16 protein-coding genes and 1 pseudogene are annotated in these 17,908 nt (G+C 48.4%); 13 read left to right on the forward strand and 4 right to left on the reverse strand.

Translation table 11 applies throughout. The annotated features are described in order from the left end of the window. Window positions 1-7: 7 nt before the first annotated feature. The 5 genes from DYP60_RS00115 (at window position 8) to DYP60_RS00135 (ending at window position 5,137) form a co-directional block, all read left to right on the forward strand. Window positions 8-1,534 (forward strand): UxaA family hydrolase, encoded by a 1,527-nt coding sequence (locus DYP60_RS00115; protein ID WP_117328848.1) that lies wholly within the window; start codon window positions 8-10, stop codon window positions 1,532-1,534. A gap of 23 nt (window positions 1,535-1,557) precedes the next feature. Then, window positions 1,558-2,961, forward strand: a complete 1,404-nt coding sequence (uxaC, locus tag DYP60_RS00120; protein ID WP_117328849.1) for a glucuronate isomerase — start codon at window positions 1,558-1,560, stop codon at window positions 2,959-2,961. Continuing rightward, window positions 2,936-3,754, forward strand: a complete 819-nt coding sequence (locus tag DYP60_RS00125) for an IclR family transcriptional regulator (protein WP_117328850.1) — start codon at window positions 2,936-2,938, stop codon at window positions 3,752-3,754. Before uxaC ends, DYP60_RS00125 begins: the two co-directional genes overlap by 26 nt. A 64-nt stretch (window positions 3,755-3,818) precedes the next feature. Beyond that, window positions 3,819-4,793, forward strand: coding sequence for a Gfo/Idh/MocA family protein (locus DYP60_RS00130; RefSeq protein WP_117328851.1), 975 nt, complete (start codon window positions 3,819-3,821; stop codon window positions 4,791-4,793). Window positions 4,794-4,801: 8 nt separating this feature from the next. Next, the gene (locus DYP60_RS00135) at window positions 4,802-5,137 is read left to right on the forward strand and encodes a cupin domain-containing protein (protein WP_117328852.1); all 336 of its coding nucleotides are present in this window, start codon (window positions 4,802-4,804) and stop codon (window positions 5,135-5,137) included. Window positions 5,138-5,141: 4 nt separating this feature from the next. On the opposite strand, the gene DYP60_RS00140 is transcribed toward DYP60_RS00135, so the two are convergent. After that, window positions 5,142-6,221: a DUF6930 domain-containing protein gene (locus tag DYP60_RS00140; RefSeq protein WP_117328853.1), complete on the reverse strand. Its 1,080-nt coding sequence runs from the start codon at window positions 6,219-6,221 to the stop codon at window positions 5,142-5,144. 262 nt (window positions 6,222-6,483) lie between these two features. Here DYP60_RS00140 and DYP60_RS14405 point away from each other — a divergent pair, with 262 nt between their 5' ends. Then, entirely contained in the window at window positions 6,484-6,699 is a 216-nt protein-coding gene (locus tag DYP60_RS14405) for a hypothetical protein (RefSeq protein WP_206363080.1), read from the forward strand. 78 nt (window positions 6,700-6,777) lie between these two features. Here the strand turns inward: DYP60_RS14405 and DYP60_RS00150 are convergent, their stop codons facing one another. Further along, entirely contained in the window at window positions 6,778-7,380 is a 603-nt protein-coding gene (locus DYP60_RS00150; protein ID WP_117328854.1) for a DUF2202 domain-containing protein, read from the reverse strand. A gap of 140 nt (window positions 7,381-7,520) precedes the next feature. After that, complete coding sequence (locus DYP60_RS00155) at window positions 7,521-8,558, reverse strand: sugar kinase (protein WP_117328855.1); 1,038 nt, start codon at window positions 8,556-8,558, stop codon at window positions 7,521-7,523. 138 nt (window positions 8,559-8,696) lie between these two features. Between DYP60_RS00155 and DYP60_RS00160 the strand changes: the two genes are divergently transcribed. From DYP60_RS00160 to DYP60_RS13930, 6 genes and pseudogenes are all read left to right on the forward strand, one after another. After that, window positions 8,697-9,659: a bifunctional 4-hydroxy-2-oxoglutarate aldolase/2-dehydro-3-deoxy-phosphogluconate aldolase gene (locus DYP60_RS00160; protein WP_117328856.1), complete on the forward strand. Its 963-nt coding sequence runs from the start codon at window positions 8,697-8,699 to the stop codon at window positions 9,657-9,659. 73 nt (window positions 9,660-9,732) lie between these two features. Then, entirely contained in the window at window positions 9,733-10,587 is an 855-nt protein-coding gene (locus tag DYP60_RS00165) for a GNAT family N-acetyltransferase (protein WP_117328857.1), read from the forward strand. A 275-nt stretch (window positions 10,588-10,862) separates the two neighbouring features. Further along, window positions 10,863-11,780 (forward strand): annotated as a pseudogene (locus DYP60_RS00170) (ABC transporter substrate-binding protein); the annotation flags it as partial. Window positions 11,781-11,857: 77 nt separating this feature from the next. Continuing rightward, window positions 11,858-14,095, forward strand: a complete 2,238-nt coding sequence (locus DYP60_RS00175) for an ABC transporter permease (protein ID WP_117328858.1) — start codon at window positions 11,858-11,860, stop codon at window positions 14,093-14,095. Window positions 14,096-14,106: 11 nt separating this feature from the next. Further along, on the forward strand, window positions 14,107-15,207 hold the full coding sequence (locus DYP60_RS00180) for an ABC transporter ATP-binding protein (protein WP_117328859.1): 1,101 nt from the start codon (window positions 14,107-14,109) through the stop codon (window positions 15,205-15,207). Continuing rightward, window positions 15,207-15,458, forward strand: coding sequence for a hypothetical protein (locus DYP60_RS13930; RefSeq protein WP_133299255.1), 252 nt, complete (start codon window positions 15,207-15,209; stop codon window positions 15,456-15,458). Before DYP60_RS00180 ends, DYP60_RS13930 begins: the two co-directional genes overlap by 1 nt. On the opposite strand, the gene DYP60_RS00185 is transcribed toward DYP60_RS13930, so the two are convergent. Further along, on the reverse strand, window positions 15,401-16,768 hold the full coding sequence (locus DYP60_RS00185; RefSeq protein ID WP_117329101.1) for a glycoside hydrolase family 28 protein: 1,368 nt from the start codon (window positions 16,766-16,768) through the stop codon (window positions 15,401-15,403). The two genes, DYP60_RS13930 and DYP60_RS00185, sit on opposite strands and share 58 nt — an antisense overlap. Window positions 16,769-16,819: 51 nt before the next feature. Here DYP60_RS00185 and DYP60_RS00190 point away from each other — a divergent pair, with 51 nt between their 5' ends. Continuing rightward, entirely contained in the window at window positions 16,820-17,851 is a 1,032-nt protein-coding gene (locus DYP60_RS00190) for a sugar phosphate isomerase/epimerase family protein (RefSeq protein ID WP_237446324.1), read from the forward strand. Window positions 17,852-17,908: the final 57 nt, after the last annotated feature.

The raw sequence follows: 17,908 nt of genomic DNA on the forward strand, positions 1-17,908 counted from the left end.
AGTACGTATGGAGCAATGCAAATTTGTTACAATCCACCCAGATGATGTGGTAGCCGTTGCAATCGCCCCCCTGGGCAAGGGGGAAGTGATCCAGGTACAGGGAAAGGATATCCCCTTGGCGATGGATATTCCTTCTGGACACAAGTTTGCCATCAAGGATATTGCAGAAGGAGAGCCTGTCATCAAGTATGGGGCACCCATTGGGGTGGCAAAACAGCATATTTCAAAAGGAGAGCATGTCCATGGAAGCAATATCAAGACACTGCTCTGTGAATCGGCTGGCTACCACTACAACAAAGTCCTTGCGTCTCAATTCAAAGAGAAAGCTGAGAAACGGAAAGCCTTCTGGGCTGACAAAACCCCTACAATCCAAGCCTATCGACGAGCCAATGGAAAGATCGGCATCAGAAATGAGCTTTGGATCGTACCTACCGTCGGTTGTGTGAACAAGATAGCAGAAACACTGGTCTCATGGGCCAACAAGACCTTCCCCACCAGTGAATTCTATGATGGGATCCATGTATGGAACCACCCCTATGGATGCAGTCAACTTGGCGATGACCATGAGGCAACAAGGACCATCCTCTCTGACTTGGTTCACCACCCCAATGCAGGAGGTGTATTGGTACTCGCTCTCGGTTGTGAGAACAACACCCCAGAATCCTTCAAGGAACTGGTAGGAGCAGTTGATTCTGAGAGAGTGAAGTTTCTTACCTCCCAAGACGTGAGTGATGAAATTGAAGAGAGCAAGAAACTCCTGACAGCACTCCATAAGGCCATGCAGAGAGACCGAAGGGAACCGGTGGGGATGGACAACCTCATCGTGGGTTTCAAGTGCGGTGGCTCTGATGGCCTCAGTGGCATAACTGCCAATCCGTTGGTAGGTCGTTTCTGCGATGCTTTGACAGCCATGGGAGGAACAGGAATTCTTACCGAGGTTCCTGAAATGTTCGGGGCAGAACAGCTGTTGATGAACCGCTGCCAGGATGAAAAGATCTATGAACAGACCGTACGCTTGATCGATGACTTCAAACAGTACTTCATCAAGCATGAGCAAGTGGTATATGAGAATCCCTCCCCGGGAAACAAGGCGGGAGGAATCTCAACCTTGGAAGACAAGAGCCTTGGATGCATCCAGAAAGGTGGAGAGGCTATCATTACCGATGTCCTTGCCTATGGGCAACAGGTATCAAGAAGAGGTTTGAACCTTCTCTCTGGTCCAGGCAATGATATTGTCTCCACCACGGCTCTCACAGCCACAGGTGCCCATATCATTCTCTTTACCACGGGAAGAGGGACCCCACTCGGAGCTCCGGTTCCCACCGTAAAGATTTCCAGTAATAGTGCTTTGGCTGCAAAGAAGCCTAACTGGATTGATTTTGATGCAGGAAGGCTCTTGGCAGAAGATAATGAAGTAGTGCTCTCCGATTTTCTCTCCCTCATCCAGGCAGTTGCCAGTGGTGAAAAGAAGACGAGGAACGAAGAGAATGGGTATGCAGAGATATCGTTGTTCAAGGATGGAGTTATCCTCTAGAACACGAGAAAAGGAGAACGATTATGAAACAATTCATGGACGAACATTTTCTACTACAAACGAAGACAGCCCAGAAGCTGTATCATGAGTATGCAAAAGACCAGATGATCTACGATTATCACTGCCATCTCGACCCAAAAGAAATAGCAGAGAACAAAAAGTTCTCAACCATTACCGATGCATGGCTCGGAGGAGACCACTACAAGTGGCGCGCCATGCGTGCCAATGGAGTCCCAGAGGAACTGGTTACCGGAAAGGATGTAGATCCCTATGAGAAATTCCTGGCATGGGCAGGCACTATGGAAAATGCCTTGGGTAACCCACTCTACCACTGGACCCATCTCGAATTGCAGAGGTATTTTGGCATCCATGAGGTACTCAACACCAAGAATGCAAAGGCAATCTATGAAGAGGCAAACCGACAGTTCAAGGAAAATGAGAACCTTTCAGTCACAGGTATCATGAAGCAGTTCAAGGTCTATGCGGTAGGAACTACCGATGACCCTGCTGATGATTTGGCCTACCACAAGCAGATTGCCTCCCAGAAGGAAGTCCCTGCCACGGTAATCCCTTCTTTCCGTCCTGACAAAGCACTGAATATTGAGAAAGAAACGTTCTCTGCCTATATGGAATCCTTGGAGACTGTTTCCGGGAAGTCTATCACTTTGGTGGCTGATGTCATTGAAATCTTAATCAGCCGTCTGGACTTCTTTGTCAGTTTGGGATGTAAAGCAAGTGATCATGCACTGGTTACTGCTCCTGCTGTATTCAAGAGCGAGAGGGAAGTGAACGAGATCTTTGCAAAGAAGATGAATGGAAAGTGCCTGAACCATGAAGAAGTGGAAGCCTACAAGACCTTTGTACTAACTCATCTTGCAAAAGCGTATGCAAAACGGAACATCGCCATGCAACTGCATTTTGCAGCCATCAGGGACAACAACAGCTTGATGTATAAGAAACTCGGCCCTGATACCGGCTTTGATGCTTCCCATGACAAGAATCTTGCTGAAGGTCTTTCTGCCTTCCTGAACAATCTCTCTGCCACCGGGGAGGTCCCCAAGACCATTCTCTATTCGCTCAACCCGAAAGACTACTACTCCTTGGCAACCTTGATGGGCTGCTATCAGGATGGGATCCCAGGAAAAATGCAACTCGGATCTGCTTGGTGGTTTGCTGACCACAAGGATGGTATGGAGGAACAGATGAAGCTCTTGGGCAATGTGGGTCTGCTCCCTCGCTTCATTGGAATGCTTACCGACAGTCGGTCCTTCCTCTCCTACTCCCGCCACGAATATTTCAGACGTATTCTTTGTAACATACTTGGGAATTGGGCAGAAGAAGGGGAAGTTCCCTACGACATGGAAATGCTGGGAAAGGTGGTTGAAAACATCTCCTTTGGTAATGCAAAAGCCTACTTTGAGGGTTGATGTCATGGGGAAGAAAACCAATCCAGCAGGAGAGAAACAACAAACCAGTGGAGTGATTAGAACCATCGTCATCTTGGAGACATTGTCAAAACATCAGAGTATCAATCTGGAACAACTCTCCAAGGAGACCGGTTTGCCAAAAGCAACCCTGCTCAGGTTTCTTTCCACCCTGGTCAACTTGGGTTATGTCTACCGGGATAATACAGACCTCTACAGCCTTACGCTGAAGATGTTCTCTGTAGGATCCCATGGACTAGAGCATATTGATCTGATTCATGTGGCAAACCCTGTCGCCCAACAGCTCTGTGATGAGCTGGGCGAGACGGTGCATATGGGCGTTCTGGAGGAGGACAAGGCCGTCTATGTCCTGAAAAAGGAGTCCTCTTTCACCATCCGAATGCATTCCCGTGTAGGCAAGGCAATCCCCTTGTACTGCACAGCAATCGGGAAGGTTCTGCTCAGTGATATGCCTCAAGACACCCTTGATGAATACCTCTCCACTGTCAAGATGAAACCATTCACCCCCAACACGATAACCAATAGTGAGGTATTGAAGCAGGAATTACAGCAAATCCGTGAACAAGGCTGGGCAAGCGATAATGAAGAGCACGAAATGGGCACGCTCTGCATAGGCTCTCCCATCAAGGACTATTCAGGGAAGGTGGTTGCTGCGATGAGTGTCTCCTGGCCTTTATTCCGTTTCAATCCGGAGGAACAGGAACGTATCACCAAATCAATCCTTGAGGCATGTACCAGCCTCTCTCACCTCCTGGGTTGGGAAGGCACTGAGTAGAAAAACAATCCGGGGATGTTTTTTCCCTTCCCATGGGCTATCATAGAGGAAAAAGGAGCAATCCATGCAACAAATTCGATGGGGTATTATTGGGTGTGGCAATGTAACTGAAGTGAAGAGTGGTCCTGGATTCCAGAAGGCAGAAGGGGCTTCTCTTGTTGCTGTCATGAGGCGAAATGCTGAAAAGGCAGCAGATTATGCAAAACGCCATGGTGTTCCAACCTGGTATGATGACGCACTCAAGCTTATTGAGGATCCACAGGTGGATGCAATCTACATTGCAACCCATCCTGATACACACCATTACTATACGCTTCTCGCTGCTTCAAAAGGGAAACCTGTTTATTGCGAAAAACCTTTGGGAGTATCCTATGCACAAAGCAAGGAGATGGTTGAGTATTGTAAACTACACTCCATTCCCTTTTTCAGTGCGTACTATCGCAGAGCACTCCCAAAATACCTCATGATCAAAGAGATGATTGACAGTGGAAAGCTCGGAGAGATCAGGGCAGTCCATGTGGAAATGCTACAAACCATCAAACCAGAAGACAAAGTGGGAAATGGAAGATGGAGAGTACAACCAGAAATGAGCGGAGGCTCTCTGCTACTCGATGTTGGTTCCCACTCCCTTGATTTGGTTGATTTTTATTTTGGCCCCATTGTCGAGGCAACAGGGGAAGGGAGAAACCAGAGTAAAACGTATGAAGCTGATGATATTGTCCACGGGAGTTTCAGGACGGAGCGTGGAGTATGTGGTACGGGCATCTGGTGTTTCAACACCTGCAAGGATGAGGATACCACCACCATCTTCGGCAGCAAAGGGATTCTCTCCTACTCAGTGCTGGATGTCGGAAAACCGATAACCCTCGAGACAGCCACAGAAACACAGGTCTTTGAGGTTCCAGAACCTCCTGAACATATTGCACAACCTTTGATCCAGACCATCACCGATGAGTTGTTGGGGAAAGGCCACTGTCCCAGTACGGGAGAGAGTGGCATGCGTACTGATTGGGTGATGGAACGATTACAAGGGAAATAGGAGATGGTATGTTTGTATCACATCGTGATGAGATTGAAAAAAAGCAAATAGCGGATAAGGTTATCAAGCAGATTCTCATTGGCCCTGACCAAGGTTGGGAAGACTATGTAATGCGCCTTTTCACCTTGGAAAGGAATGGAAAGGCCCCTCATCATTCCCATCCCTGGCAACATGTCATCTTTGCAGTGGAAGGGGAAGGAAATCTCTTCATGGATGGAAAAGTGTATCCCCTCACCAGTGGATCGGTAGCCTATGTGCCAGAAGAGATCGACCACCAAATTTCCAATGCAGGGGAAAAACAATTTGTGTTCATCTGTATCGTCCCCAAGCGAGGAGATGCCTGATTACCTATTCTTCATGATGATGATGATGATGGTCGTGGTCGTGAGGAATCTCATACAGTTCCCTAAACATATCCTGAATCAGGGTATCCATCTCTTGCTGCTGATTTCCCATGACCACCATGATGCCAATCTGCTTGCCCAGTTCTGATAGCAGCGGAAGGGTCCGCTTCCCATAACAGTGGATTGCCTGTGGTTTACCTTCTTTTTCAAACAGTTCAAGCAAACGACTGACTATTTTCCCATGTTCCCTCTCGTAGTCCTCAACCAAGAAGACATCCAGGACCTGATGAGATTGGGGGTCATAGGCAAGGCTATAGAATGGATAGAGTGGCCTATCGCCTTCACCAGGAAGCATGGGCTCGGCCATCATACCAATAGCCAGTGCCAAGATCTTCCCCGATTTTGCCCGCATTCTCTTATATTGCAGTTGACGTTCTTCATTGGTGAAAAATGCGTGGGGGTAGTAGAACCCATAGGCTTCATCTTGCAATACACGTGCACTAACCTCAAAACTATCACCCTTCTTCTCCAACGTGGGTATGTATTCCTTCTTCTCTGTCTCTTCCAGTTTGAGAGAATCGAGCCAGAAAGAAAAGGTGTTGGTCTTCCGGGTTTTCTTATAGGATGCAAAATACTCCTTTGCAAACAACAGTCCTTGAAGGATAAGAATCAAATCCTTCTCCTCCTGTTCGCTGATGTACCAGGGAACCTTGTACTGCTCCTTGATTCTGAATTGAGGATAGGAGCCTTCAGTGAAAGACACCCCGCTCTCTTCAATTGCCTTGAGATCACTTTCTTCCAGATTGTCTCTTTCCGTTCGCATGATGGAGAGCAAGCACTCCTGTGCCTCTTGGAGATCCATAATTTCCATCTCCGACGCGCTTTCTTCCTGCAAGGAAAGCGCAAGGTACCCTGTCAGGCCCTTTTCTCCCCGATAGGCAGCGAATGCCGAATCAACCACCGATACGTAATAGGGAATCTGTTCCTCAGATAGAATACAGATTAGGTCGTTCTCAGAAAAAACGGAATCAATAGAAGCATCTTGATAGGCCTTGGCCAGTTCATACAGGGTTGTGTGTTTCATGATTGCACTATACAAAATTCATGGTACTTATCCAATGGCTATCGTTTTTACTCTTGTCCCTACACGCTGCATAATGACAGGATGGAAGGAATCAAGCCCCCTTTTCACTCATATGGCCTTCATCAACTACAGCAGCCATCTTCCCTCATCGTGCCAACTATATAGTGGCAATCGATGGATTTCTAAAAAGAGAGTGGCTATTACGAAACGCAGGAGGAATCTGCAAACGAAAGTTTACCAATGACCTGAAATCCGTGAGGGGTTGAACGTCAACAAGGATATCCTGGCTCTCTGTCCCGAAGCTCGTTACTCCCTGGTTGGAACAACGGCCGCCCTTCCCGAATTCCTTGGCAAGATGGCAAAACTACTGGAAGTTCCATTTGACAACAGTGCTTTCTTCTTATCAAAACCAGCAGAGTATGAATACTTCGGTAAAGGTGACTGTGTAGACCTCTCCACCTTGGAAGATACGTACTGAAGGAACAGAATTCTCAGTCACCAAGCTATCCTTGGCAACCGAGGAGTTGTTCATCTTTCCCAGGAATGCAGAAGTTGCTCAGCGTCGTGTAAGGATTAAGGAAAGTTCGGTATCACTGATATAGCGAGCTGTGTAGTCCAGCCCATATCTGCCCAGCTGCCTTACGAATGCACGCATGTGGTTCTCTGAACCTCTCAGCAGATTGTTGTATACCCAGATTTCCACTTCATCATCCGTCGCCTCAATGGAGCGTTGCAAGTCATGGATATCGAGATCCTCTATAAGGGCTCCTACCATAAAAGCCTCTTCAATGGATGTACTGCCTTGCGCAACCAGACTGTCATAGAGTTTCGCAATTTCGGCGTTGTGGAAGACCCCAATCTCAGAGGTTTCAACAGGATTATCCATCTCCTTGTCATGCAGGACTGCAGAAACCTCATCCATGTGCTGCTGCTCTGCTTTTGCGATGTTGAGGAATACACGATTCCCCCACATTTCATACAGCGCAAGGTATACATCTCTGGCAAGCTTCTCTTCTTCTACCATATAGAGTAACCCTTGCGTTACGGAAGTTTCTACCATTGCCTCATTTTGAACCTGCTGTTCGTTCATGGGTTGAGCAGAGAGGGTGACTCCCATTGCCACTACGAAGATCACGGAAAGTATGAGTGTTTTACGCATAATTGACCCCTTTGTTTGTCGTTGAGCAAAGTATAGGGATACACTGTTTACGCTATAAGAACACAAGGTAAAGGTTTGGTAAAGAAAGAGGAGCAACCTTCGAAAAGCTTGCTCCCTCTGTTTTTCATAGCTGCATGTGGTTACCGCTGTACGCGGCCACTTCCATCTCCCTTGCAGAGTGCCTCGACCTCTGCTTTGGTGCTGAGGTTGAAGTCCCCTTCTATGGAGTGCTTCAAGGCAGAGGCTGCGGCTGCAAAGTTGATGGCATACTGCTCATCATCCCCATACTCGCTGAGTGCGAAGATCAGACCTGCAGAGAAAGAGTCCCCGCCACCGACACGGTCAATGATATCAGTAATCTCATAGTGTTTGGAAAGGTAGAAACCACTTTTACCGCTGAGCGCTGCACTCCAGCCGTTGTGGTCGGCACTCTTACTCTCCCTGAGTGTGACAGCAACCACCGAAACATTCGGGAACTGATGCTTCACCTCTTCGGTAAGCTCCTTGTAGACATCTGTATCCAACTCACCGCTGGCAACATCCACCTTGGCCTCGATTCCCAAACACTTCTGGATATCTTCCTCATTAGCGATGATGACATCAGCAAATTTGACCAACTCCCGCATTACCTCAGGAGCTTTCTTCCCATAGTTCCAGAGTTTCTTGCGGTAGTTCAGATCGATGGATACCGTAGCTCCGGCTTTCTTTGCTGCCTGCATTGCTGCAAGACTGCTATCGGCTGCATTCTGGCTGATAGCCGGGGTGATACCGGTAATATGGAACCATTCTGCATCGGCTAGAATTGCCTTGAAATCGAAATCTGATGGTTTGCTGAGAGCAATGGAGCTCTCTGCGCGATCATACACAACACTACTGGGTCTCTGGTTTGCTCCAGTTTCCAGGAAATAGATACCAACTCGACCACCTTTGGTCATCTTGATGGCTGAGGTGTCTACACCGTACTTGCGAACTTCGCGTGCAGCAGCCTCCCCAATAGCATTGGCTGGAAGTGCAGTCACAAACCGAGAATCCTTGCCGAGCAACGAGAGGGAGACGGCGACATTGGCCTCTCCTCCACCAAAAGTGGCTTCCAAAGCGGGAGATTGAAAGAAACGTTCATGCCCAGGGGACTTGAGTCTCAACATAATCTCGCCAAATGTCACATATTTATTACCCATAGAAGTCTCCTCAATATTTTTATACAGGAACAGTACTATTCTCTTGATATTTCAAATCATAGAAGGTATGCTTGAGTCTGTCAATGATATTTTGAAACATCGTTTCATAATTGGAATTTCTAAGAAGGAGCAACCCCTATGCATGAAGCACTGTTTGAACAAATCCATACGATCGGCCTGGTACCGGTGGTAAAGATAGATGACGCGGGTAAGGCCGAAGGCCTTGCCGGGGCCCTGATTGCAGGAGGTCTGCCCTGTGCAGAGGTGACCTTCCGCACCGCAGCAGCAGAGGAGGCAATCAAGCGCATCTGTAAGGCATACCCCGAGATGCTCGTGGGTGCCGGCACGGTGACCAACCTTGAATACGCAAAGAAGGCCGTGGACGCCGGGGCAAAGTTCCTCGTCTCCCCCGGCTTCAACCCCTCCGTGGTGGACTGGGCACTTGAGCAGGGCGTGCCCATCGTACCGGGGGTATGCACTCCCAGCGACATCGAGGCGGGCATCAGCCGAGGACTGACCACCCTCAAGTTCTTCCCCGCCGAGGTGAGCGGAGGGGTGGACATGCTGAGGAACTTCGCAGGTCCCTTCCCGAACCTGAGCTTCATGCCCACCGGTGGCATCAGCACAGCGAACCTCGCCAGCTATGCCAGGCAACCCAACGTCCTGGCCGTCGGCGGGTCCTGGATGGTCAAGGCCGACCTCATCGAGGCCGAGGACTGGCAGGCCATCACAGCCTTGAGCAGGGAGGCGGTACGCACCCTCCAGGGACTGGAGTTCGCCCACATGGGCATCAACAACGAGCGTGCCGAGGAAGCTGAGAAGACCATCAGGGGACTCGAGGCGCTGGGCATGGTGAAGAAAAGTGGAAACAGTTCCACTTTCCTGGACTCCACCATCGAGGTGTTGCCAAAGCAGTACCTTGGAAAGATGGGCCACATCGGTTTCAGGTGCTTCAACATCGAGCGCACCCTCGCCTACCTCTCCCCGTTCGGTTTCTCCGTCAACGAGGAGACCATCGCCCGTGATGCAAAGGGGAACATCAAGGTATGCTACCTTGAGCAGGAGCTCAGCGGCTTCGCCATCCACCTGATCAAGGCGTAGTTTCAAACTTTTTACGTCCCATGCCGGTACACCCCTCTAGCTGTACCGGCATTTTTCTTTGATACTTGTATTGATGAACATCATACAATGCAATGTTCTTACAACTGAGCAGAAACAACACATGGAAGCGCTGTATGCCCTTTGTTGCATACAGGAACCACTCAAACAAGAGCTGTTTCTGGGCAACGATATGAATGTTGAGCCAGAGAAGCCATGCTTCTTTCTCGGGTACGAAGAAGTAGAGTTGGTCAGTTTCCTGACGGCCTTTTTCCCTACCAAAGAAGAAGTTGAGTTTACCGGCTTTACACATCCAGAGCAGAGAAGACGGGGATACATGACGTCTCTTATTGATACAGCCATTCCCCATTTTTCTCACTCCACATATACTCAGGCTCTCTGTATCAGAGAGAAGGGGTCGCAAAGTGGGGAGGAATACCTCAGCAAACGCTATCCAACCATTGCACGTAGTGAGTTTCTATTGGAGCTGAAGAGCAATGTCTGGAACAGCAGTACAGATGTAGGTACGCTCACTCTGGTTACTATGCAAACCAAAGACGCTGCAGTAAAGATCCTCAGTGAGATTTTTGAACAGGAGGAGGAGATCAGCCATCAACATTTACATTTTCTCCTCTCCCGTCCAGATGGTCAGGTATACCTCTATTGGGTTGGAGGAGTGCTGATAGGAACATTGAATGTACACTACCTCTGCAATGAGGTTGCAATGATCCACGCTGTTGGAATTCATAAGGACTACAGAAGAAGGGGATATGGATACCAGATGATGATATCTCTCCTCAATACCCTCACCCAGAGGACAGCTCTGGTGAGACTGGAAGTTGAGAGTAATAACGCTCCTGCCTTTGCTTTGTACCAAAAACTTGGCTTTTATACCCTGAACCGCACTGATTACCATGCAATGTTTTTTTGATATTGTATTCAATTTGTAGGTTGGAATTAATTACCTTGACTGTAGTAACTTCTGGGAAGTAGCATGAGACGTACGTTGTTCTTCGCCTATCAGTATGGACATCATACGAAATTTTGGAGGAAAGCATGAAAAAAACAATTGCTTTGGTTTTGGCTCTCGTTATGGTCGTACCTGCACTGTTTGCACAGGGCGGCTAGGAAGGTGCTCCTGCACCTGTTGTAAGTGAGACTGTAGCTCCTGTTGCTGCATCTTCGGGAAGCGTAAATGCCTATACGACGCTTGAGGAACCCCTTGCCGCAAAACTGTTCCAGCTGTTTGAAGAAGAGACTGGCATCAAGGTTAACTTTGTTCGTCTCAGTGGTGGAGAGGCCGTTGCTCGGCTCGAGGCTGAAGCATCCAATCCTCAAGCTTCTATCTGGGTTGGTGGCGTAGGTCTTGACCACATCACTGCAAAGAGCAAAGGCCTGACCACTCCTTATGTCAGCCGATACACTTCCAAGACCCCTGAGCAGTTCCGTGACCCGGACAACTTCTACATTGGTCTGTACGTTGGTCCTCTCACGTTCGTGACCAACATTGATCGTGCAGCAGAACTCGGAATCGAGCCGCCAAAGAGCTGGGCAGATCTCCTCAAACCTGAGTACAAGGGCTATATCCGCATGGCAAACCCCAACTCATCCGGTACAGCATACAACACCTTGACCACCATTCTTGATGTATTCGGAACCGAGGACAAGATGATTGAGTACATGAAGAAACTGGACAAGAATATCGACCAATACACCAAGAGCGGAAGTGCACCTGGAAAGAGTGTTGCAACCGGTGAGATTCCTGTTGCTATCGGATATGCACATGACCAGGTCAAGCTCAAGGCAGCGGGTTCTCCGATTGTAATCACCGCTCCCTCTGAAGGAACCGGTTATGAGCTCGCCAGTATGTCGTTGATAAAGGGTGGCCCCGATACGGTCAACGCCAAGAAGCTGTATGATTGGATACTTTCCAGTCCTAAAGCCCAGAAAACCTTCACTGAATGGTACGTGGTATTGGTTGCTGAGGGTGCTGCAAAACATCCAGATGCCCTATCCATCGATGAGATTAAGACTGTCAACCAAGACATGGTTTGGGATGGTGATAAGGTCAACAAGACCCGTCTGCTTGATCGCTGGACCAATGAGATTGGAAACAAGAGATAATTACCTGTGGTAATTTAGCTTTTCCTACCACCCTGCAAGAGTTCTTGCAGGGTGTGTAGTTCCAACGGAATGAATCGATGTTTACAAAAAAACGCATCCTTCAGTTCTGCACTGCAGCGCTGATATTCCTGCTGGCTGATTTCTGGATGTACAGCACGCTTTCTTCTGATTTCAGAGCATATGAAGCAGAGCGAAATTTTAATGAAATTGAGCTGTTCGCGAAAACAGTTCCTGATGAAAGAACCGCACAGGATTTTGCCCAGTGGGTCCCAACGGTTAAAGACATCATCCCAGGAGCTAGAGCACTCTACCTTGCATTTGACGAGCAGAACTTCAACTTTATTGCAGAAAGTGGGTCTGAAACCGCAAGAGCATTATTCCAAGCGTATAACAGCACTCCTGACTTCCAAAAAGCCATGGAGAGTGTCTATTATCTGGAGCCTATGAAACTTGGATCAACCTATCAAGCTGATTACAGCCTTGATCCTGATACGATTAGCGCGGATACCATTAGGAGCCAGGTGTACTTTGTACCCGTTGTGGATGAGACAGGGTATCAAGTATCGGGAGCTGCAATGATCCTCGTTCCAACCAGCACTGCAACAGGATACAGCAATCTGCTAAAAACCCTGTTCATTGCAGCTGCGGTGGTGTTCTTGGGCATTCTCCTCGTACTTACCTTTACCCGCGACCCATTGACGGGTTTCATGGTACTGGGATTGTTTGGCATTGTCATAGTCTTTATCGCTTACCCATTGATAGAGGCCATCAGGCTTTCCTTCATGAAAGATGGAGTATTCAGCCTGCAGACATGGAAAGAGAGTCTCTCACCAACCTACTTGGTCGCATTATGGGGGTCTCTCAGACTGGGTGTTCTTACGGCGACTATTTCCACCTTGGTCGGGTTTATCTTTGCCTTCTTGATCGAACGGACAAGATTTAAGCAAAAAAAACTGATGACCACCATGGCAACTATGCCCGTCATTTCTCCTCCATTCAGTCTCTCCCTCTCTATCATTCTGTTGTTCGGGAACAATGGGCTCATCAGTAAACAATTGCTCCATCTAGATACCTCCATCTATGGTTTGGGTGGGTTGACTCTTGTACAGGTCATTGGAATGTTCCCCATTGCGTTTATGACAATCAGTGGAGTGTTGAGACAGATTGACTCTACAGTGGAGGATGCCTCCCTCGACTTGAGTGCCACCAGATGGCAGACATTTAAGGAGATTACCCTTCCTCTTTCAGTTCCTGGTATTCTCTCAGCTTGGTTGTTGGTGTTCACCAATTCCTTGGCTGACTTTGCCAACCCTTTGCTGCTGAGTGGTGACTACCGAGTACTTTCAACAGAAGCATATATGTTGGTTACCGGTCGAAGTAACCTAGGTGCTGGTTCAGCACTCTCCTTCATCCTCTTGATGCCGACCCTCACTGCCTTCTTGGTACAGCGTAACTGGGTTGCAAAGAAGAGCTATGTAACAGTAACAGGAAAGCCATCCACCACCCTCACCGAACTTACCAACAAACCAGTACGGATTACCATGGAAACCTTCTCTTGGATTTTCCTTGGTTTCATTGCCTCACTCTACCTGACCATCGTTGCTGGGTGTTTCGTGGTAAACTGGGGTATTGATTACTCCTTTACATTAGCAAACTGGGGCGAAGCACTTGCTCGTGGGTGGACATCCATCCGTGATACAGTAACCCTGGCAGCTATCGCGACACCGATAGCAGGACTCCTTGCCATGCTTGCCGCAATGCTGATTGTAAGAAAGAACTTCCCAGGAAAACGGATTCTTGAGATGTTGATCATGACTCCCTATGCCATTCCTGGAACCTTGATTGGTATCAGTTACATTCTGGCATTCAACCGGCAACCTCTATTGCTGGTAGGAACTGGAGCAATCATCGTCATAAACTACATAATCCGCGAACTGCCGGTAGGACTGGAGAATGGTATTACGGCCTTGCACCAGATTGATCCGGCCATTGAGGAAAGCGCAGCGGACCTGGGTGCAGATGTTCCCACAGTCTTCAGGACAATTGTACTTCCCTTGATCCGTCCGGCATTCCTGTCCAGCATGTCCTACACATTTGTACGGTCCATGACTGCTGTCAGTGCCATCATCTTCTTGATTTCGGCTCGCTGGAATCACCTGACCGTTTTGATCTTCAACTTCTCAGAAAATCTTCGCTTCGGTCTCGCTAGCGTCTTGTCAACCATCCTGATTGTCATCGTCCTCTCTGTTTGGGCTCTGATGCAAATTGTGGTTCGTGATGACAAGCTCACCCAGAAAACTATTTCAACCCGCTAAGGTGGTGATGTATGGAAAAGAAAAGCGTATCGGTAACCCTTGAGCATGTAACCAAGAGATTCAAGGATGTAAAAGGAAAGTCTGATGTCATTGCTGTCAATGATTCTCACTTCGTCATCGAGCCTGGTGAGTTGGTAACCCTGCTCGGTCCTTCCGGTTGTGGAAAAACTACCACGCTTAGAATGATTGCAGGGTTCGAGCTTCCCACTGAGGGTAAGATCTATATTGGAAACGAGGAAGTAACCATGCTCCCCCCGAACAAACGTGACACTGCCACAATGTTCCAGAGCTATGGCCTCTTCCCTCATATGACGGTCTTCGACAACGTTGCCTATGGATTGAAACTCCGCAAGATTCCCCATGAGGACATCGTGAAACGGGTAAATGAAACCTTGGCTTTGGTTGGGCTTTCAGACTATGGGGATCGTGCACCATCCAAGCTCTCTGGAGGGCAACAACAGCGAGTTGCTCTTGCACGAAGCCTCATTGTCACCCCATCAGTGTTGTTGCTTGATGAACCACTGTCCAACCTTGATGCACTGCTTCGCGAGCAAATGCGTGTGGAAATACGCAAGATCCAGAAGGAATTGGGCATCACTGCTGTCTATGTTACCCACGACCGGGTGGAGGCCATGAGTCTCTCTGACCGAGTGGTTGTCATGAAAGATGGTTTCATCCGCCAGATTGGTTCCCCGATTGACATCTATGAGAACCCTAACTCCCGCTTTGTTGCTGGGTTTGTCGGTAAGGCAGCCTTCTTCCCTGTTAGGGTAAAGAAACAAGAAGCAAACCTTTGGACTTGCCAGCTTGGGGAGAAGGAGGTTGTGGTAGAACGTGCTACCACTGATGTAGAGGTTGGTACTGAGGCAGTTCTGATGGCACGCCCTGAATCACTTCGAGTTACTGAAAAAGGTAAAGGTAAAATTGAAGGCAAGGTCAGAATGAATGTCTATCTTGGAAACAGTATGGAAGCATTCATCAATACCTCCTTCGGAGAAGTGCTGGTCCAGATTGACGACCCCCATGCAAAAAAGGTATTTGAGGAAGGAGAAGAGGTCTCTATCGACTTCACTCCTGATCGGGTCAGATTGCTCAATGAAAATGAAGCGTAATGAAAGGTATCAATACCCCAGGGCAAGCCCTGGACTTAGGAGGCGTTGCCTCCTTTTCCGCCCCAAGGGACGGGGTATCTCACCTTGCTTTCCCTGCACTCGCTCCGTTGGGGAATCAGATGATGCTTGATTCGAGAGGCAGCCTATCTTTTTCTCACAGCAAGGCCAATGTATCATTATACAGAATTAGTCACTATCCACGCGTGAGAAAAACGCCTTCTTCAATGACATACGGAGCTGAAACCCCCTGAACACGTACATCTTGGGCTGTTAATGATACATTACGTAGCCTGATACCACGTCCCTCCTGATCCGGGAGCCCTTCATACATCTCACTTTCATGTACCGGTACCAGGTTCTCTGGCGCAACAGTAAATACACAGTTTGAGACGACCAAATCACGGATAGGGGATTCCGGGAGTCCCACAATGAATGCAGCACTGGATCTACTATTGGTACTTGTGCAACCTTCAATAGTGACATGCTCAATATGGGGAGTGGTGGGGAGCACTGGTTTCTTCTCCAAGGAAAAATCTTCAGCATCCAGGCTGCCACAGCGATAGTACATGCTAACGGTAAGAGGACAGAGGTTGTTCTCCATCCTGATATCTTGGAAATGCAGGTCAGAAATAACCCCTCCCCGACCTCGTCTGGTCTTGATCCTGATGCCTCTATCTGTACCATCAAAGAGACATGAACGCACCACCACAGCATGGATGCCTGCAGCGGTTTCGCTACCGATGACAGCACCTCCATGAGCATGTCTTACAGTACATCCCTCGATAAGGATATCACTGGTACTACGATTCACCGCAACCCCATCCTTTCCGCTTCCGCTCTTGAGGGCAATGCCATCATCCCCAACATCGATTACACAATTCTTGATAGTCACAAAGCGACAAGAATCCACATCGATACCATCGGTGTTGGGTGCATCCTGAGGGTTAATCACAGAAAGATCCCTGAGAATGATATTGGTGCTGTACAGGGGATGAACCGTCCAGAAGGGGCTGTTCTGTATGGTCAATCCTTCAATCTCAACATTGTTGCTCTCCTTGATCTGCAACAAGGGAGGACGAAGGAATTGACTCTCACGTCCTCCTCCCCCTCCACTCTGTCTCTCATACCCAGGATTCAGCTTGGCCAATTTCGTCTCGATTGTGGAAACAGGTCCCACTTGTGTATTCCGCTTCTGTTGAGCGGCGAGCCACCACCAGGAACCATTGCCATCTATGACGCCTTCCCCATGGAGGATGAGACCATCAGATTCATTGATTAGCAAACAAGGATGCATGCAATAACAGTTCACCCCTTCCCAACGTGAATAGAAAGGTTTGTAGAGGTTCTCATCAGCAATGAAGGTTATGGTTGCACCCTTTTCAAATTCCACCACAAGATTCGTTGCAGTAATCTGGATTGGACCACTCAGGTAGTTCCCTTTTTCGATACACAAGTGCCCGCCGTTATGCAAGGCTTCAAACGCTCGTTTGAAAACCTCACTATTGTCAAACGTTCCATCACCTTTTCCCCCGAAATCTGCAAGTGTATATTCCTTGTTCATCATTTCACCTCTTTCTTTACTTTTGCCACCCTGTCTCCTACAATACCAGCTATGAAACAGTTAGGAATGAAAGGTATCAATACCTTAGGGCAAGCTCTGGACTCAGGAGGCGTTGCCTCCTTTCCCGCCCCAAGGGACGGGGTATCTCACCTTGCTTTCCCGGCACTCGCTCGGGAGAGAAACCATCATGCTGATTCCTTTCCTCTCGCTCCGTTGGGAATCAGAGCTCATGATCTTGGTACGTTCGATACCATCAAAGACCTTGCCAGCGAGATTTCCCGCTATGGGGACGCCATCCCTATTCAACTCGCTCTTGGGAAAGTTCTCAAGAATGCTCCGGATGCAGAAAACTACACTGAGCAGTTCATCATTTCCGTTCGCGATGCACTCAAGGAAAAAGGTGCATATGTAGGTGTTTTTGGAAGCTACATCAACCCAGTACATCCTGATGAGACAGCGAGAGATGCAGAGTTGCGTACATTTGAAAACCACCTCAAATATGCCAACCTCCTTGGATGCCCTTTGGTGGGAACCGAAACCGGCTCCTTCCACAGCGATAATGCCTACCACCGTGACACAGCAAGTGCCAAGGTGCTCGATATCTTCTACCGAAGCGTAGAGCGGCTTCTAGAAGCTGCCGTAACATATGATGCAATCGTCGGTATCGAAGCGGTAAGCAAACAACATACCATCAGCACCATCTCACGAATGGCAACCTTGTTGGAGAAGTTTGACAGCCCTCACCTCAGGGTCATATATGACCCAGTGAACCTTGTCCCGTGGACCGGTATAAGCGAGGCAGATGGAAGCGTTATGGGAATACCCTCATCTGCCGCCCAGAAGGACTTCTTCTGCTCAGCCCTCGATGCTTTTGGAGATAAGATTGCAGCAATCCACGTCAAGGACTACAAACTCAACGAACAAGGGTTCAAGGTCGGGGATCTGACAGTAGGAGAAGGAGTTCTTGACTGGAAATTCCTGTTTGGGGAATTGCGAAGACGGAATATTGAAGTCCCTACCCTGCTTGAAGATCTTACGGTCTCTACCTTGAAGGAGACACTCGCGTTACTTTCTACATACTGAACCACGCCAGAAGAGCCCACAAGGGCTTTTCATGGCGAGTTTTTGTATCTTTCCGTT

The sequence above is a fragment of the Sphaerochaeta halotolerans genome, from assembly GCF_003429665.1.
In the GTDB taxonomy this organism is placed as follows: domain Bacteria; phylum Spirochaetota; class Spirochaetia; order Sphaerochaetales; family Sphaerochaetaceae; genus Sphaerochaeta; species Sphaerochaeta halotolerans.

Bases quoted from the DNA above. Each gene is read 5' to 3' on its own strand.
- DYP60_RS00165 (WP_117328857.1), top strand. From the start codon at position 9,733: ATGAACATCATACAATGCAATGTTCTTACAACTGAGCAGAAACAACAC.
- DYP60_RS00130 (WP_117328851.1), top strand. From the start codon at position 3,819: ATGCAACAAATTCGATGGGGTATTATTGGGTGTGGCAATGTAACTGAA.
- DYP60_RS00155 (WP_117328855.1), bottom strand. From the start codon at position 8,558: ATGGGTAATAAATATGTGACATTTGGCGAGATTATGTTGAGACTCAAG.
- DYP60_RS00160 (WP_117328856.1), top strand. From the start codon at position 8,697: ATGCATGAAGCACTGTTTGAACAAATCCATACGATCGGCCTGGTACCG.
- DYP60_RS00190 (WP_237446324.1), top strand. From the start codon at position 16,820: ATGAAACAGTTAGGAATGAAAGGTATCAATACCTTAGGGCAAGCTCTG.
- DYP60_RS00125 (WP_117328850.1), top strand. From the start codon at position 2,936: ATGCAAAAGCCTACTTTGAGGGTTGATGTCATGGGGAAGAAAACCAAT.
- DYP60_RS00115 (WP_117328848.1), top strand. From the start codon at position 8: ATGGAGCAATGCAAATTTGTTACAATCCACCCAGATGATGTGGTAGCC.
- DYP60_RS00175 (WP_117328858.1), top strand. From the start codon at position 11,858: ATGTTTACAAAAAAACGCATCCTTCAGTTCTGCACTGCAGCGCTGATA.
- DYP60_RS00180 (WP_117328859.1), top strand. From the start codon at position 14,107: ATGGAAAAGAAAAGCGTATCGGTAACCCTTGAGCATGTAACCAAGAGA.
- uxaC (WP_117328849.1), top strand. From the start codon at position 1,558: ATGAAACAATTCATGGACGAACATTTTCTACTACAAACGAAGACAGCC.
- DYP60_RS00135 (WP_117328852.1), top strand. From the start codon at position 4,802: ATGTTTGTATCACATCGTGATGAGATTGAAAAAAAGCAAATAGCGGAT.
- DYP60_RS00185 (WP_117329101.1), bottom strand. From the start codon at position 16,768: ATGAACAAGGAATATACACTTGCAGATTTCGGGGGAAAAGGTGATGGA.
- DYP60_RS13930 (WP_133299255.1), top strand. From the start codon at position 15,207: ATGAAAGGTATCAATACCCCAGGGCAAGCCCTGGACTTAGGAGGCGTT.
- DYP60_RS00150 (WP_117328854.1), bottom strand. From the start codon at position 7,380: ATGCGTAAAACACTCATACTTTCCGTGATCTTCGTAGTGGCAATGGGA.
- DYP60_RS00140 (WP_117328853.1), bottom strand. From the start codon at position 6,221: ATGAAACACACAACCCTGTATGAACTGGCCAAGGCCTATCAAGATGCT.